This window comes from Streptomyces sp. NPDC001068 (assembly GCF_042897315.1).
Classification (GTDB): Bacteria; Actinomycetota; Actinomycetes; order Streptomycetales; family Streptomycetaceae; genus Streptomyces.
On the sequence record NZ_JBIAYD010000002.1, the window covers coordinates 24513 to 39907 of the forward strand.

Below are 15395 nucleotides of genomic sequence, written 5' to 3' on the forward strand. Positions count from 1 at the left end.
ACACCCCACCCGAAAGGAGGAGGGCGTGAGCCCGACCGCCACCACCCCGGCCCACGACACCCCCGCCCCCGCCGCAGGGCGTGCGGCCCTGCACAGCCGCTTCATGCTGCGCGTCGCGGGTCTTCCGGCCGACACCGTCCTCGCCCTGCGCGCTCCCGATGCGGCCGGCTGGGCCGCCCGGACCGCCGCCGAGGAGGACAGGCTCACCGAACTCGGCGCCCGTCTGAGCGATCCGCTCGCCGACGCGGTGGGCGCCACCGAGGACGCCGCGCTGCGCCGCCGCCTGCTCGGCCTGCGCCGGCAGGTCTTCAACAACCGGCTGCCCGGCGACCTGGACGCGGCCCGCGCCCTCGCCGCCCGCCTCGACCCCGCCACCGCCGCCGATCTGACGGCCTGGCTGGACGCCCGGGTGCGCTGGGAACGGTTGCGCGACGAGGGCGGTGCCGTCCTCACGGAGGCGCTGGCCCGCACCCGCGCCGCGCTGCGCGACCTGGCCCGCGACGACCGGCTGCGCCGGGGCCTGCTGCTGGCCTCGCCCACCCTGGAGGAGCGGCTCGACGCCTTCGCCGCCGACCCGGCGCCGGTGCCCGGCAAGCGGGCCCGGAAGATGGAGCGCTCGCTGCTCTCCTACCTGTACCGCACCGCGTGCAAGACCAGCCCGTTCAGCACCCTCACGGGCGTGGCCCTGGGCGGCTTCGAGAGTGCCGCCTCGGCGGATGGACGGCTTGCGGGGCCGGTCGCCACCGCGGTCGGCGGCGACTGGAAGGGGCACCCGAGGCTCAACGTCGTCGTCCTGACCCGGCTGGCCGAACTCGTCGCCGCGGACCCGGAGCGCCGCGCCGACCTGCCGGTGGCCCTCGCCTCCGGCTGGAAGCTGGACGAGGACCGCGTCCGCTACGTGCAGCGGGCGGTCAGCGCCGGTGACGACAGCGCCACGGTCAGCTTCGACGCGGCGCAGGACCGGCTCTTCTTCCTGCGCAGACAGGGCACCCTCGACGGGATGCTCGCCCTGCTGCGCGGACACGAGGGCACCCTGCGCCACGGCGACCTGGCGCACTGGCTGACCGCCACCACCGGCGCCGGACCGGAGGAGGCCGAGCACTACCTGACCGCCCTGCGCGATCTCGGCATGCTCCAACTGCCCGGTCTCGGCACCGGAGTGCACAGCGGTGACCCGCTGCTCGCCTTCCAGCGTTCGCTGCGCGGCCTGGACCGCCCCTGGGCCGACGCGCTCGCCGCCCGCCTCGACGGCCCCGGCGGCATCGTCAACCGCTACCCGGCGGCGGACCTGGACACCCGCCGGAACCTGCTCACCGCACTGCGCACCGACCTGACGGCGCTTCAGACCGAGCTGGGCGCCGAACACCCCACGCTGCCGCAGACCCTGGTCTACGAGGACGTCTCCGCCGGCACCACCTCCGCCGACCTCGGCGAGTGGACCGGCCTGGCCGGCCCGCTGCGGTCGATCGGGCGGATCCTGCCCGCATTCGACGTGGCGCTGCCGCAACGGCTCACCCTCAAGGGCTTCTTCCTCGCCCGGTACGGTCGCGGCGGACGCTGCGACGACCTGCTGCGCCTGGTCCACGACTTCCACGAGGACATCTTCCGGCAGTACCTCCAATTCACCGCCACCAAGGACGACTTCCTCGCGGACGGCAGCCACGCCCCGGAGGAGAACTGGCTCGGCATGCCGGAGATCACCGCCCTGGACCGGGCCCGGTCCGCGCTCACCGCCCGGATGCGTACCGGCTGGGCCCAACACCCGTCTTCAGATGAGGAGTTCGTTCTCGACGACGCCACCGTGGAGGCCGTGGCCGGGGCACTCGGCGACGCTGCGCCCGCCTTCCAGCCCTACAGCCACTTCCTCCAGCCCGGACGCACGGACGGCGAACTGCGTGCCGTCCTCAACGACTCCTTCGGCGGCCTGTGCTTCCCCTTCACCCGGTTCACGCACTGCTTCGACGGCGCGGGCGGCCCGGGGCTGACGGCGGCGCTGCGCGAGGAGCTGCGACGGCTGTGCCCGCCGGGCGCGGTCTTCGCCGAGATCACCGCCGGTGACGCCACCACCAACCTCAACCTGCACGGCGCCCTCACCGACTACGAGATCGTCTGCCCCGGTGAGAACAGCACGGCCCCCGAGGAGGCCCAGCTGCACCTGGACGACCTGTACGCCGTCCACGACGCCGACAGCGACCGGCTGATCCTGCGCTCCGGCCGCCTCGGCCGCGAGGTCGTCCCGCTGTACCTCGGCTACCTCGTCCCCATGGTCCTGCCGGAGATCCCGCGCACCCTGCTGCTGTTCTCGCCGACCGCCCGTTCCGTACTGGACGTCTGGCGCGGGGTGCCGGCCGGCCCGGCCGAGGACGGCGTCACCCGGCGGCCCCGAGTCCGGCACCACTCCCTGGTCCTCCAGCGGCGCTCCTGGGCGGCGGCCGGCGGCAGCCTGCCCGGGCGTGCGCCGGGCACCGCCGACAGCGACTGGTACCTCGCCTGGCAACGCTGGCGCACCCGGCACGGTATGCCCAGCCGGGTCTTCGCGACCGTCCACGAGGAGGCCGCCGACGGCGAGGAGAGCGGCGGAGCCTGGTTCGGCGGCTCCAAACCCCAGTACGTCGACTTCGACAGCCCGCTGTCGCTCACCGCCCTCGAAGGTCTCCTCGCCGGCAGGCGTGCCCGGTGCGTCTTCGAGGAGATGCTCCCCGGCGAGGACGAGCTGTACGTCACCTCCCCGCACGGCCGGCACGTCGCCGAACTCGCCGTCGAGATGCTGCCCGGCCCGGCCGGCCTGCCCGAAGAGGACCCGACCCGATGACCGCACCCCACCCCGCCCCCACCTCCGCCTCCACCTCCGCCTCCGACACCATCCCCGCCTCCGCCTCCGCCTCCGACACCATCCCCGCCGAGGCGACCGCCTCAGACACGGCCCTCGCCGACGTGACCGCTCCTCACACGGCCCCGGCCGACGCGGCCGCCCGCGACACGGCCTCCGGCGAGGCGGGCGGCGACATGCCCGGCGAGTGGCTGGCCGTCCACGTGTTCTACGCGGCCAGCCCCCGCCCGCTGCTGCTGACCTGCGTCAGGCCGCTGGTCGACGCCCTCACCGAGGAGGGCCTGCTCGACGGGTACTTCTTCATCAACTACTGGCTGGAAGGCCCCCACCTGCGGCTGCGGCTCAAGCCGCGACGGGCCGCGGACGCCGGGCCGGTGCGGGAGCGCACGAGCGCCGCGCTGGAGGAGTTCCTGCGCGGGCGCCCGGCCCTGTACGAGGTCAAGGCCGGCTTCCTCGCCGACCTCTACGAGACCCTCTTCACCCTGGAGTACAGCGAGGAGCAGCGCGCCGAATTCCTCGGCGAGGACGGCCGGATGAAGCTGCGGCCCAACAACTCCTTCGAGGAGCGCCCCTACGAGCCCGAGTACGGCAAGTACGGCGGCCCGGCCGGGATCGAGCTGGCCGAGTGGCACTTCCAGCACTCCAGCGACCTGGTCATCGAGGCCGCCCGCACGATGAACCTGCACCTGCGGACCGTGCTGCTCGGCCTGTCCGCCCAGCTGATGATGGTCATGGCCGGCACCTTCCTCGCCGACGACGAGTCCCTGCTTCGCTTCCTGGACGGCTACCACACGTTCTGGAACAAGGCGTTCAGCGGCACCACGTTCACCGCCGACCAGGGCTACGACCGCGCCTACGAGGCGATGGGCGACCGGCTTCCGGAGCGGTTCCGGCACATCCGCGAGGCGGTGGCCGCGGGCGAGCCGCACCGCCTCCCCGCGTTCCTGCGCGGCTGGGCCACGCACTGCGCCGAACTCCGCGACCGCGCCGCCGCTCTGGCGCAGGCCGGCGAGCTGACCTTCCGGTCGTGGGACGGCACCCGGGACATCCACGCGACCGACCCCGCGCACGCGCTGCCCATGCTGCTTTCGCCGTACCTGCACATGACCAACAACCGGCTCGGCATGACCATTCGCGACGAAGCGTTCCTCTCCTACGTCCTCGCCCGCGCCCTGCGCGACAGAGCCCCGGGCGGTGGGGAGTGAGCGCCGACGCCTTCCTCGCGGCCCGGCCACGCGTCCGCCCGGACATCGTGGCCGGCCCGAGCCTGGTGCGCGGAGCGGCCCGCATCCACCTGTTGAAGGACCCACGGACCGGGCAGCGCCTGGAGGTCGGTCCCAAGGAGCACTTCCTCATCGCCAGGCTGGACGGCACCCGCACGCTGGAGGAGATCGGCCGGGAGTACACCGGCGAGTTCGGCACCCGCCTCGGCGAGGCCCAGTGGGGTCAGATGCTGCGGCTGCTGCACGGCCGCGGCCTCCTCGACGGCGCCGCCGCACCCGCCACGCCGCGCGCCGCCACGCCGTCCGCCGCCGTGTCGCCGACGCCTCGGCCGAGCGGGCTGCTGGCCGGACGGACCCGGCTGGTCGCCGACGCGCCCGCGCTGATGGACCGGCTGCACCGCGCCACCGCCCCGCTGCGGCGGCCCGCCGTGCTGGGCGTGCTCGTCGTGCTGGCCGTCGCGCTGCTCACGGCCGTCGGGGTCGAATGGCGCACCCTGTGGGGACAGACCGGGCAGACGGCCCGTCAGCCCGTGCTGCTGCTCGCGGTCGGCTGCGTCCTGTGGTGCAGCCTGGCCCTGCACGAAGTGGCGCACGGCCTGGCCGCGCGCGCCTGGCAGGGCCGGGTCACCGAGATCGGGCTGCGCTGGATCCTCGGCGCCACCTACCTCTACTGCGAGATCGAGGACGTCCAGTTCCTGGGCGGACGCGGCCGCAAGGTGGCCACCGCCTGCGCCGGGGTCTTCGCCAACGTCCTTTTCCTGGTGCCCTTCTACCCGGTGTGGGCGCTTCTGCCGTCCGATGCCGACGCGCGGCCCGCGCTCGGCGCGCTGCTGCTGCTCGGCGCGGTCTCCGGCCTCGCCAACCTGCTGCCGCTGCCACCCCTCGACGGCTACAAGGCGCTCGGGCACGCGCTCGGGGTCGCCGATCTCGCGGCCGGCAGCCGCACGTTCGTGGCGCTCGCCGTGCGGGCCGCGCTGCGCCGGGGCCCGGGCCTCGGCGCCTACCCGCCCCGGCTGCGCCTGGTGTACGGGGGCTTCGCGCTGCTCACCGCGGTGCAGTGCGCGGGACTGCTCGTGCTGTGCGGGGCGGCGCTGCGCGCCGTCCTGCCGGACGGCCTGGCGACGCTCGCCTGGTGGATGCCGCCCGCGCTGCTCGGCGCCCTCCTGCTGCTGTGGGCACTCGGCACGCTCGGCCGTACCCTGCGCGCCCGCCGCGCCCCGGCCGGTCCGACGTCTGCTCCGACGGCCCGTCTGACGGCCGGTCCTACGTCCGATCCGACGGCCGGTCCACCCTCCGGTCTGACGGCCGGTCCAACCTCCGGTCTGACGGCCGGTCCCACGTCCGGTCCGACGGCCGTACCGACGGCCGTACCGACAGCGGCGCCCGCGGCGGTTCCCGGCGTCGCTCACGCCGGGCGGCCGGCCCGGCCCGCCGCCGTACCCATCGAACGTGTGCCGGGGCAGTCCGCCCCGGCGCGGACGGACACCGAGGGCGCCGCCGGCGTCCCGGAGCCGTCACAGCACCCAAGGAAAGGCGAGATGAACGGACCCGACACGCAGACGGAGGCCGTCCCCGGCGGCACCGGGACCGAGCCGGTCGTCGTCCTGGACGGCGTCACCAAGCGGTACGGGGAGGTGACGGCTCTCGACGGCGTCTCCCTCACCGTGCGACACGGCGAGTTCTTCGGCATCCTCGGCCCCAACGGCGCGGGCAAGACCACCCTGGTGGAGATAGTGGAGGGGATGCGCGAGGCCGATTCCGGCTCCGTGAGCGTCCTGGGTCAGAGCCCCTGGCCGCGCGACACCACGCTGCTGGCCCGGATCGGTGTGCAGACCCAGGCGTCGGCGTTCTTCGCCCGGCTCACCGCGGGCGAGCACCTGCGCACCGTCGCCGCGCTCTACGGCATGGACCCGGCCGTGGCGCGCACCGCGCTGGAGCGGGTCGGCCTCACCGAGAAGGAGAACGCCCGGATCGACCACCTCTCCGGAGGCCAGCGGCAGCGGCTCGCCGTCGCCACCGCGCTGCTCAACGAACCGGAGATGATCTTCCTCGACGAGCCGACCGCCGCCCTCGACCCCGAGGCCCGGCGCGAACTGTGGGAGCTGCTGCGCTCGTTGCGTTCCGAGGGCCGCACCATCATCTGCACGACCCACTATCTCGACGAGGCCGAGGCCCTGTGCGACCGGGTGGCGATCATCGCCGCGGGCCGGCTCGTGGCGCTCGACTCGCCCCGCAGTCTCATCCGCTCGCTCGCCGCGCCCGCCCGGCTGCTGCTGCCCGCCGCGGACCTCACGGCGAAGGAGGCCCTCGCGCTGGACGGGGTCGACCGGGCCACCGTCGAGGGCGACGAACTCGTCATCGAGACCACCGCCCCCAACCGCGTCCTCACCGCCCTCGGCGACCTCGTGGACATCTCCACGGTCTCGGTGCGCACCGCCACCCTCGAGGACGCCTACCTGAAGCTGACCGGATCCGGATCGGAGCACCACCGTTGAGCGCGTACGCCGCACTGACCAGGGCCACCTACGTCGCGAGCGTGCGCGACAGGACGACCCTCTTCTTCACCTTCGCCTTCCCCCTCGCCTTCCTGGTCCTCTTCGGCCTCATCTTCCGGGGTCAGCAGGTGGACGGCGGTCTGTCGTCCATCAACTACATCGGCCCGGGTGTCCTGTCCTGGGGTGTCGGCAACGCCGCCGTGTTCTCCGTCGGCTTCGCCCTGATGCAGTGGCGGCGGGACGACGTGCTGCGTCTCATCTGGCGCTCCCCCACCCCGCTGCGCACCCTGCTCGCCTCCCGCTGGACGGTCGCGATGGGCGTGGCCCTCGTGCAGGCCGTGCTGTTCACCGCCGTCGCCCTGCTGCCGTTCTTCGGGCTGCGGCTGAACGGGCCCTGGTGGGCGGCGCTGCCGTTGCTGGTGCTGGGCGTCACCGCGTTCCTCACCATGGGTCTGGTGGTCGGCAGTGTCGCCGACACCCCGGAGGCGGTCGCCGCCATCGCCAACATCGTGATGGTGCCGATGGCGTTCCTGTCCGGATCGTTCTTCCCCGACGACCTGATGCCGGGCTGGCTGCGCACGGTCGCCAAGGTGCTGCCGCTGCACTACCTCAACGACGGCCTGACCGACGCCATGGGCGGCCGCGGGGACCTCGGTGACATCGGCCTGGACTGCGCCGGACTCGCCGTCTTCGCCGTCGTCTTCGGACTGATCGCCACCCGGATCTTCCGCTGGAGCAACCGGCCATGACCACCGTCACCGCCCCCGCGGCGGCCATCTCCCCCCTGGAGGCCGCCCGCGCGGACCTCCAGGCCCGGCTGGCGGCCCGAGCCGGGGCCGCCGGCCTGCCCGCTCCCGCCGTGTCCCGGATCGACGACGCCAATGTGCTCGGTGACACCAACTCGCCGGGCCGCAAGGGCGTACCGGTCGCCGACGGCGCACAGGACGTCAGCGGCGTACCGGTCGCCGGCGGCGTACCGGTCGGCAGCGGCGTACCGGTCGGCACCGACGTGCCCGGCGAGGCCGGCCAGGTCGACCAGATCGGCGAGGTCGGCGAGGTCGGCGAGGTCGGCCAGGTCAACCAGGTCGGCCCCCACGGCGAGCGTCCCGGCCACGCCGTGTCCGCACACACGGCGGCCGTGCACCTCACCGCGCAGGCCGTGCTGCTCGGCCCCTGGGGCGGCACCGGGGACGCCGGGCCGGCCTGCGGCACCTGCCTGGCCATGCGCCGGCAGCGGCTGCGCACCCGTACCGAACGCGAGGCGCTGGAGACCGGTTCCGAGACCACGGCGGCCGGCCGCTGGCCCGCACTGCCCGACCACACGGTGGACGCCGTCTGGTCCCTGCACCGGCTCATCGCCTCCGGCGCCGCCCGGCACACCCCGGACGGCCCCGACGCCGCCCTCCCCCGCGTCACCGAACTCGATCTGGAGAGCCTGCGGGTACGGACCTTCCCACTGGTGCCGGAGCCGATGTGCCCGCACTGCCGGCCGCTCACCGAACAGGCCGCGCGGCAGGCCGCGGAGGAGGCCATGGTGGCACCGCTCGCCGCCCGCCCCAAACCGCACCCGGACGTCTACCGGCTGCGCCGCCCCGCCGACCACCCGCTGCCGGTGAAGGGCCTCGCCAACCCGGTGTGCGGGGTGCTCGGCGGCGGCACCTGGATCGACGTCACCTCCCCCACCACCGCGCCCGTCGCCGGCAGCGTCTTCATGCGCGGCTACGCCGGACTCACCGACGTCACGTGGAGCGGTCAGGCCAACTCCTTCGCCCGCAGCCGCGATCTGGCCTTCCTCGAGGGCCTGGAACGCTACGCGGGCACCCACCGCCGCCACCGCGCCCCCGTCACGACGGCCTCCTTCGACGAGCTCGGCGACCGTGCCCTCGACCCGCGCGACTGCGGCCTGTACGGGCCGCGCACCTACGCCGAGGATCCGATGGTCGAGCCGTTCGACCCGGCCCGCCCGATCCCGTGGGTCACCGGCTGGTCCCTGCGCGACGAACGGCCGGTGCTCGTCCCGGCCCGGCTCGTCTACTACAGCGCCGGGACCCGCGAGGACAACTTCGTCTTCGAATGCTCCAACGGCTGTGCCACCGGCGGCTCCCCGGAGGAGGCCATCCTCTTCGGCCTGCTGGAGCTCGTCGAGCGGGACGCCTTCCTGCTCGGCTGGTACGGCGGTCTGCCGCTCCCGGAGATCGACCTGGACTCGCTGCGCGGCCCCCAGGTGCGGGCCATGGTGGCGCGGGCCGCGCTGCAGGGCTACGACGTCCACGTCTTCGACAACCGTGTCGACCTGCCGCTGCCGGTCGTCACGGGCCTCGCCGTCCGCCGTGACGACGGGCCCGGCACCCTGGCGTTCGCGGCGGGCGCGTCCTTCGACCCGGAGACGGCCGTGGAGTCCGCGATCTCGGAGATCCTGACCTACATCCCGCACCTGCCCCGGCAGGTCGCCGAGCGGCCCGCCGAACTCGCCGCCATGGCGGAGGACTTCGACCTGGTCAAGCATCTGCCCGACCACGCCGCCCTGTTCGGACTGCCCGCCATGCGACGTCACGCGAGGAGTTACCTCTTCCCATCGCAAGTGGCGCCGCTGGCCGACCTGTTCGGGGGATGGCAGCAGCAGCGGCCGCGCACCGGCGACCTCCGTGACGACCTGACGCTTCTGCGCGACCTGCTGGTCTCGGCCGGCTGCGATGTCATCGCCGTGGACCAGACCACACCCGAGCAGCGCCGCATGGGGCTGCGTACGGTCGCCACACTCGCTCCCGGGCTCCTGCCCATCGACTTCGGATGGCTGCGCCAGCGGGCCCCGCACATGCCGCGGCTGCGCACCGCACCGCATCGCGCGGGCCTGGTGCCCGCGCCGCTCGGGGACGGTGACCTGCGGCTCGTGCCCCACCCGTTTCCCTGACGGCCACGGGCGCTCGTGACGGGCGGCGGCACCGCCGCGTCCCGCGCGCCCCGGCCCGTACACGCCGAAGGTCCCCGGCACGCCGACACGCCGGGGACCTTCGCAGCCGGACGAGGAACGTCAGGCGGTGCAGGAGGTGGTGCTGGTGGTGCTGGAGCAGGTGCTCGTGGAGGAGCAGCTGGTGGAGGAGCCGAGCATGACCTCGCTGGCGTCCGAGTAGTCCGTGATCTCGAAGGTCTCGGACTCGAGGTCCAGGATCTCCTGGGCGAGAGAGGCAAGGGTGTTGTCAGCCATGACGACTCCTTCTGGTACGCGGGACCTGACGCCGGACGCGACGGGACCGCCCCGCCCGGTCATGCGCCGAACGACCCCTGGAACAGGGGGCCTTGCGGCACCTCCCTTTCTACGCGGCGCCGCCGTCACCGCCCTCGCCGTCCGCTGTCACCCCGCTGACACCCCACCCAGGAGACCCGCCCATGACCACCGTCAGCCACGGACACGGCACCGATCCGGACCACGGACGGTCCGCCCCCGCCAGGCCCGCCCTCCCCGGCCTCGCCGCGCTGCTGGCTCCCACCGCGGAGCTGTACCTCGACCTGCACCGCCATCCCGAGCTCTCCGGCGCCGAAAGCCGCACCGCGGGCCGCTTCGCCGACTGGCTGGCCGCGGACGGCTTCCGCGTCCTGCGTGACGTGGGCGGCCACGGCGTCGCCGCCGAACTGAGCAACGGCGACGGCCCCGCCGTACTCCTGCGCGCCGAACTCGACGCCCTGCCCGTCGCCGAGGACACCGGCGTGCCCTACGCCAGCACCGTCACCGCGCCCGGCCCCGGCGGCGGCACGGTCCCGGTGATGCACGCCTGCGGACATGACGCCCACCTGGCGTGCGCGGCGGCCGCGGCCCGCTGGCTCGCCACCCGGCGCGACCGGTGGCGCGGCACCCTCCTCGTGGTGGGACAGCCCGCCGAGGAGACGCTGAGCGGCGCCCGGGCCATGCTGGAGGACGGCCTGTACGAGCGGATCACCCCGCCCGACGAGGTCATCGCCCAGCACACCGCGCAGTTCCCGGCGGGCATGGTGGCGCACTCCGACGGCCCCGTCCTGGCCGGCAGCGTGACACTGGAGGTGGTCTTCGAGGGCGACGGCGGCCATGCCGGCACCCCGCACCTCACCGCCGACCCGCTGCTCGCCGCCGCAGGTGTCGTGACCCGGCTCGCGTCCATCACGGCCCGCGAGGCCGATCCCGCGGAACGGCTCACCGTCACGGCGTCGTCGCTGCGCACCGGGAACGCGGGCCACGCCGGGAACGTCATCGCCTCCCGCGCCGAACTGCACATCACCGCGCGCGCGTTCAGCGAGGCCGCACTCGACCGCGCCGTCACCGCCGTGGAACGCGTGGTCCACGCCGAGGCGTCGGCCGCCGCCCTGCCGCCCCGGACGGCCGTCACCCCGCTCACCCGCTCCGGCGTCACACTCCCCGACCCGCGCCTCGCAGCCGCCGTCCGCGACGCCCACCGGGCGCACTTCGGCGCCGCCCGGGTCACCGGCTGGCCGGGCAGCACCGCGACCGAGGACTTCCCCCTGCTGACCGGCGCCGGTGCTCACCTCCACGGACGGCCCGGCATCCGCGGCGCCTACTGGATGCTCGGCGCCACCGGCCCCGCACAGTGGTCGGCCGCCCCCGGCACGAACGCGGCGGAGAAACTCCGCGCCCTGCCCGCGAACCACTCGCCCCGCTACCTGCCCAGCGTCCGCCTCACGCTGGAGACCGGCACGGCCGCCCTCGTGACGGCGGCCCTGGCCCGGCTGGGGCGGGGTCCGGGCGGTCAGGCGGCAGGGCCGGCCACGAGCCGGGACGATCCGGCCCCGGAAATCGAACACTGATCAGCGGCCGGAGCCGGGCCGGGTCCGAATACGTCGCCACGACCGGCCCGGATGTGGTTCGCTGCTGGGGTGACTCAGGACTTGCAGATCGTCGCGTTCGAATCCGCCGATGCATTCGAGGCATGGCTCGGGGAGAACCACGCCGTCTCGCCCGGCATCTGGCTCAAGCTGCGCAAGAAGGGCCCCGGAATCGTCGCGCTGGACTACGCCCAGGCGCTCGACGCGGCACTCTGCTACGGCTGGATCGACGGCCAGAAGGCCGGACTCGACGACCAGTGGTGGCTCCAGCGTTTCACCCCGCGCACGCCGCGCAGCAGGTGGTCCAAGATCAACCGGGACAAGGTGGCCGCCCTGGTCGAGCAGGGCCGGATGCGTGCGCCGGGGCAGGCCGAGGTCGACCGCGCCAAGGCGGACGGCCGCTGGGAGGCGGCCTACGACAGTGCGAAGAGCGCCACGGTGCCGGACGACCTCGCGGCGGCCCTCGCCGCCGACCCGGCAGCGGCCTCGTTCTTCGAGACGCTGGACCGGCAGAACCGCTACGCGATCCTGTACCGGATCCAGGACGCCAAGAAGGCCGAGACCCGGGCACGTCGCATAGAGACGTACGTGGCGATGCTGGCGAAGGGCGAGAAACTGCACCCGTAGGCGCGGGCGCGGTTGCCGAAGTCAGGCTTGCATGGCCTTGACCACTTCGTCGGTCGTCAGCAGTGCGTGGGCGAAGAAGCGGTAGTTCACGATCGCCGCCTGATAGCCGTCACCCCACTCGGGGTGCCGTGGTCCGGCGGTCGCGTCGCTGACCAGCGCGACCTCGAAACCCTCCTCGATGAGATGCCGCATGTGGGACTCGACGCACATGTTCGCCAGCATCCCGCCCAGAACAATCCGCTGGATTCCCCGTTTGCGCAGCTGCAGTGCCAAGTCGTTGGTTTCCGGCCCGAATACCTTGTGCGGGCTGGCGACCACTGTTCTTCCGTCTTCGATGTAGGGCTTGAAGCGGTCCAGCCAGTCCGCCCCGGAGTTCACGAACCCGGTCAGGTCGAGCTGTCCCGCGCGGGCGAACGTGTGCGTCTTGAGCTCGCTCGACTCGAGGGGCCCGTTCATCCGCCACCCGTTGTCGGTCGGGTAGAAGTAGTGAGGCGAGATGAAGACCTCGTAGCCGCCGTTCTTCGCGGCCTCGAAGATTCTCTCCATGTTCTCGACGGTTCTGTTCTCCGTGACGCTCGCGCCCACGACCTCCCAGGCCGCTCCGTCCTCGCTCAGCACGTCGTTCTGCGGGTCGATGAAAACCACAGCAGTGTCGGTGTTCCTGATCTCCACCTGACGCTCCCAGTGCGATATCCGAGTCCTGGCGCGTGTGTCCGCCGGATGTGTGGTCCGAGGCGCCGCCGCCCCGTCGTCCGGCCCTCCGGTTCCAGCCTGCATCACCTCGGGACGTTCCGCATCAACACCGGGCCCCGGTCCTGCTCCCTGCCTGTGCAGGCGTCACGAAGTCCGTCCGTGATCACGCGACGCGGGGCGGCCACGACGAACGGACGATGCACTGATGCGCGTTGCCGAGCGGTTCGAACGGGGGGCGGTTCGATGCGGACGGGCTCAGGAGGACTGCTCGTTGATCTCCTGTTCGGCCCAGACCGTCTTTCCCGACGGGGAGTTGCGGGTGCCCCGCCGGCTGGCGAGCTGTGCGACGAGGAAGAGTCCGCGCCCGCCCTCGTCGGTCGGACGGGCGTGGCGCAGGTGAGGGACCGAGTCGCTGGTGTCGGTCACCTCGCACACCAGCACCTCGTGCCGGATGAGGCGAAGGGTGATCGGACCGGCTCCGTGGCGTACGGCGTTGGTGACCAGTTCACTGACGATGAGTTCCGTGGTGGCGACCAACCCCTCCAGTCCCCATGCGATCAGCTGGGCGGTGGCCAGGGCCCGGGCGTGTGCGACCACGGCCGGATCGCTCGGCAGGTCCCAGGTGGCGACCTGGGACGGCAGGAGGGAACGGGGCCGCGCCAGGAGCAGCGTGGCGTCGTCCTCCAGCGCCCTGGACACGAGGGTGGCGAACGCGGCTGTGCAGAGTTCGTCCAGCGGACGGTCCGGCCGCGCGAGGACGGTGCCCAGCCGGCCTATCCCCGCGTCGATGTCCTGGTCCCGGGTCTCCACCAGCCCGTCGGTGTAGAAGGCGACCACACAGCCCTCGGGCAGCTCCACCTCCACGGACTCGAAGGACGCCGGGCCGACCCCGAGCGGCAGTCCGGCGGGCAGGTCGGGGACGGACACCTCGCCCTCGGGCGAGATCACCACGGGGGGCGGGTGACCCGCCCGGGCCATCGTGCAGCGCCGGGTGGCCGGGTCGTACACGGCGTACAGGCAGGTGGCGCCCGACTCCGCGGCGGCGCGTTCCGGGATGTCGCTGTCCTCCACACCGAGGCGGGAGATGGTGTCGTCGAGGTGGGCCAGCAGCTCGTCCGGGCACAGGTCCATGTTGGCGAGGGTGTGCACCGCGGCCCGGAGGCGGCCCATGGTCGCCGCCGCGTTGATGCCGTGGCCCACGACGTCGCCCACGACCAGGGCGACCCGGGCGCCGGACAGCGGGATCACGTCGAACCAGTCGCCGCCCACGCCGTGCTCCGTGTCCGCGGGAACATAGCGGGACGCCACCTCGACGGCCACCCCGCCGACCAGCCTGCCCGGCAGCAGGGCTCGCTGGAGGGCGAGGGCTGCGGTGCGTTCGCGTACGTAGCGGCGGGCGTTGTCGAGGGACAGGGCGGCACGGGCGACGAGGTCCTCGGCAAGCCGCAGGTCGTCCCTCTCGAAGGGCACGGAGTCCCCCATGCGGACGAAGACCGCGACGCCCAGCACCGCGCCGCGGGCGTGGATCGGCACGATCATCAGCGAGTGCATGCAGTAACGGCGTATCTTGTCCAGCCGCTCCTGGTCTCCTTCCAGCCAGGCGCCCGGTGTGGTGTTCAGCTCCGATTCGAGATGCGATTCGCCCGAGGCCAGGACCTGTATGAAAGGGGAAGGAGCGGGCACGGACACGGTTTCGCCGCGCGACCAGAGCGACTCCGGTGCGCCGTCGTGGACCGAGGCGACCCCCGCCCGGCGGAACGCGGGCACACGGCCGTTCGTCGAGCCGACCCGGGCCAGGGAGTCCTCGCCCTCCGCGACGGTCTCCGCCAGGTCCACGGTGGCGTAGTCAGCGATGCGGGCCACGGCGAGGTCCGCGAGTTCCTGACCGGTTCTCATCACCTCCAACGTGGTGCCGATCCGCGTGCTGGCCTCGCTGAGCACGGCCAGGCGTTCGCGCGCCCGCTGCCGGTCGGTCACGTCGACGCTCATCACGCACACCCCCAACGTGCGCCCGTCCGCGTCGTCGAGGCGGAAGAACGAGGTCGAGAACGCGTGTTCCTGCTGCGGCCTCGTGGGCATCCACGCCCGGTACTCGTGGTCGACCTGCGGCTTCCCGCTCCGCAGGACCAGTCGCATCACCGCCTCGACCGACTCGGCCTCGGGTCCCGGCAGCACCTCCGTCAGCCGGCGCCCGAGCCTCTTCTCGCGCGGGATGCCGTCCTGCAGCGCCAGTGCGTCGTTGACCCAGGTGCACCGCAGCTCGGTGTCGCGTACGGCGATGCCGATGGGCGCCCCGGTGAGGAGTGCCTGCACGCCGGCGCCGTTCATCGGCCACGAGGGAACGGCCGTCATCTCGGTCGCGATGACCAGCCAGCGCACCCCTCCGCCGCGCTCGGTGAGCGGGTGTACCCGCAGGTACACGTCCCGTGGCGAGCCGTCGCCGCCGCGCAGGCCGGCGATCCCGGACCAGCCCTCTCCCCGGCGGCTCGGGTCGGTGAAGGCGGGCGCCCTCAGGATCGCCTCGGGGTCCGCCAGGAGCCGTCCGACGAAGAGCCCGGTCGCCTCGGCGGCGGCGACACCGCTGAGCCGCTCCGCCTCCGCGCTCCACGCGGCCACCACGCCGCGCGCGTCGACCACCGCCATGGCCGTGCCGACCGACTGGCCCGCCTCCGGCCCGGCCTGGGGCATCGTGATCCTGGCTCCTGCCATCGGCGC

General features: G+C 73.5%; 10 protein-coding genes. 7 read left to right on the plus strand and 3 right to left on the minus strand.

Annotated elements, in window-relative coordinates; genetic code table 11:
• The first annotated feature begins 25 nt into the window (after positions 1-25).
• The 5 genes from ACFY3I_RS05490 (at position 26) to ACFY3I_RS05510 (ending at position 9459) form a co-directional block, all read left to right on the plus strand.
• Positions 26-2812, plus strand: a complete 2787-nt coding sequence (locus ACFY3I_RS05490; RefSeq protein WP_390859455.1) for a lantibiotic dehydratase — start codon at positions 26-28, stop codon at positions 2810-2812.
• Between the two features lie 194 nt (positions 2813-3006).
• Positions 3007-4035: a lantibiotic dehydratase C-terminal domain-containing protein gene (locus ACFY3I_RS05495; RefSeq protein ID WP_390860088.1), complete on the plus strand. Its 1029-nt coding sequence runs from the start codon at positions 3007-3009 to the stop codon at positions 4033-4035.
• Positions 4032-6548: an ATP-binding cassette domain-containing protein gene (locus ACFY3I_RS05500; protein WP_390859456.1), complete on the plus strand. Its 2517-nt coding sequence runs from the start codon at positions 4032-4034 to the stop codon at positions 6546-6548. Before ACFY3I_RS05495 ends, ACFY3I_RS05500 begins: the two co-directional genes overlap by 4 nt.
• Entirely contained in the window at positions 6545-7297 is a 753-nt protein-coding gene (locus ACFY3I_RS05505; protein ID WP_390859457.1) for an ABC transporter permease, read from the plus strand. The genes ACFY3I_RS05500 and ACFY3I_RS05505 overlap by 4 nt, the downstream gene beginning before the upstream one ends.
• Positions 7294-9459, plus strand: a complete 2166-nt coding sequence (locus ACFY3I_RS05510) for a TOMM precursor leader peptide-binding protein (RefSeq protein ID WP_390859458.1) — start codon at positions 7294-7296, stop codon at positions 9457-9459. The genes ACFY3I_RS05505 and ACFY3I_RS05510 overlap by 4 nt, the downstream gene beginning before the upstream one ends.
• Before the next feature lie 120 nt (positions 9460-9579).
• On the opposite strand, the gene ACFY3I_RS05515 is transcribed toward ACFY3I_RS05510, so the two are convergent.
• A complete protein-coding gene (locus ACFY3I_RS05515; RefSeq protein ID WP_031179489.1) occupies positions 9580-9753 on the minus strand; it encodes a thiazolylpeptide-type bacteriocin in 174 nt (57 codons plus the stop codon).
• Between the two features lie 182 nt (positions 9754-9935).
• Here ACFY3I_RS05515 and ACFY3I_RS05520 point away from each other — a divergent pair, with 182 nt between their 5' ends.
• Complete coding sequence (locus tag ACFY3I_RS05520) at positions 9936-11342, plus strand: amidohydrolase (RefSeq protein WP_390859459.1); 1407 nt, start codon at positions 9936-9938, stop codon at positions 11340-11342.
• Positions 11343-11393: 51 nt separating this feature from the next.
• Positions 11394-11987, plus strand: coding sequence for a YdeI family protein (locus tag ACFY3I_RS05525; protein WP_390859460.1), 594 nt, complete (start codon positions 11394-11396; stop codon positions 11985-11987).
• A 21-nt stretch (positions 11988-12008) separates the two neighbouring features.
• On the opposite strand, the gene ACFY3I_RS05530 is transcribed toward ACFY3I_RS05525, so the two are convergent.
• Complete coding sequence (locus ACFY3I_RS05530; RefSeq protein WP_390859461.1) at positions 12009-12659, minus strand: cysteine hydrolase; 651 nt, start codon at positions 12657-12659, stop codon at positions 12009-12011.
• 276 nt (positions 12660-12935) lie between these two features.
• The gene (locus tag ACFY3I_RS05535) at positions 12936-15389 is read right to left on the minus strand and encodes a SpoIIE family protein phosphatase (RefSeq protein ID WP_390859462.1); all 2454 of its coding nucleotides are present in this window, start codon (positions 15387-15389) and stop codon (positions 12936-12938) included.
• Between the last annotated feature and the right edge of the window lie 6 nt (positions 15390-15395).

What these genes read in the sequence shown, in the direction of transcription:
- ACFY3I_RS05520 (WP_390859459.1), top strand. Translation starts at nt 9,936, where the DNA reads ATGACCACCGTCAGCCACGGACACGGCACCGATCCGGACCACGGACGG.
- ACFY3I_RS05515 (WP_031179489.1), bottom strand. Translation starts at nt 9,753, where the DNA reads ATGGCTGACAACACCCTTGCCTCTCTCGCCCAGGAGATCCTGGACCTC.
- ACFY3I_RS05495 (WP_390860088.1), top strand. Translation starts at nt 3,007, where the DNA reads ATGCCCGGCGAGTGGCTGGCCGTCCACGTGTTCTACGCGGCCAGCCCC.
- ACFY3I_RS05510 (WP_390859458.1), top strand. Translation starts at nt 7,294, where the DNA reads ATGACCACCGTCACCGCCCCCGCGGCGGCCATCTCCCCCCTGGAGGCC.
- ACFY3I_RS05525 (WP_390859460.1), top strand. Translation starts at nt 11,394, where the DNA reads ATGTGGTTCGCTGCTGGGGTGACTCAGGACTTGCAGATCGTCGCGTTC.
- ACFY3I_RS05535 (WP_390859462.1), bottom strand. Translation starts at nt 15,389, where the DNA reads ATGGCAGGAGCCAGGATCACGATGCCCCAGGCCGGGCCGGAGGCGGGC.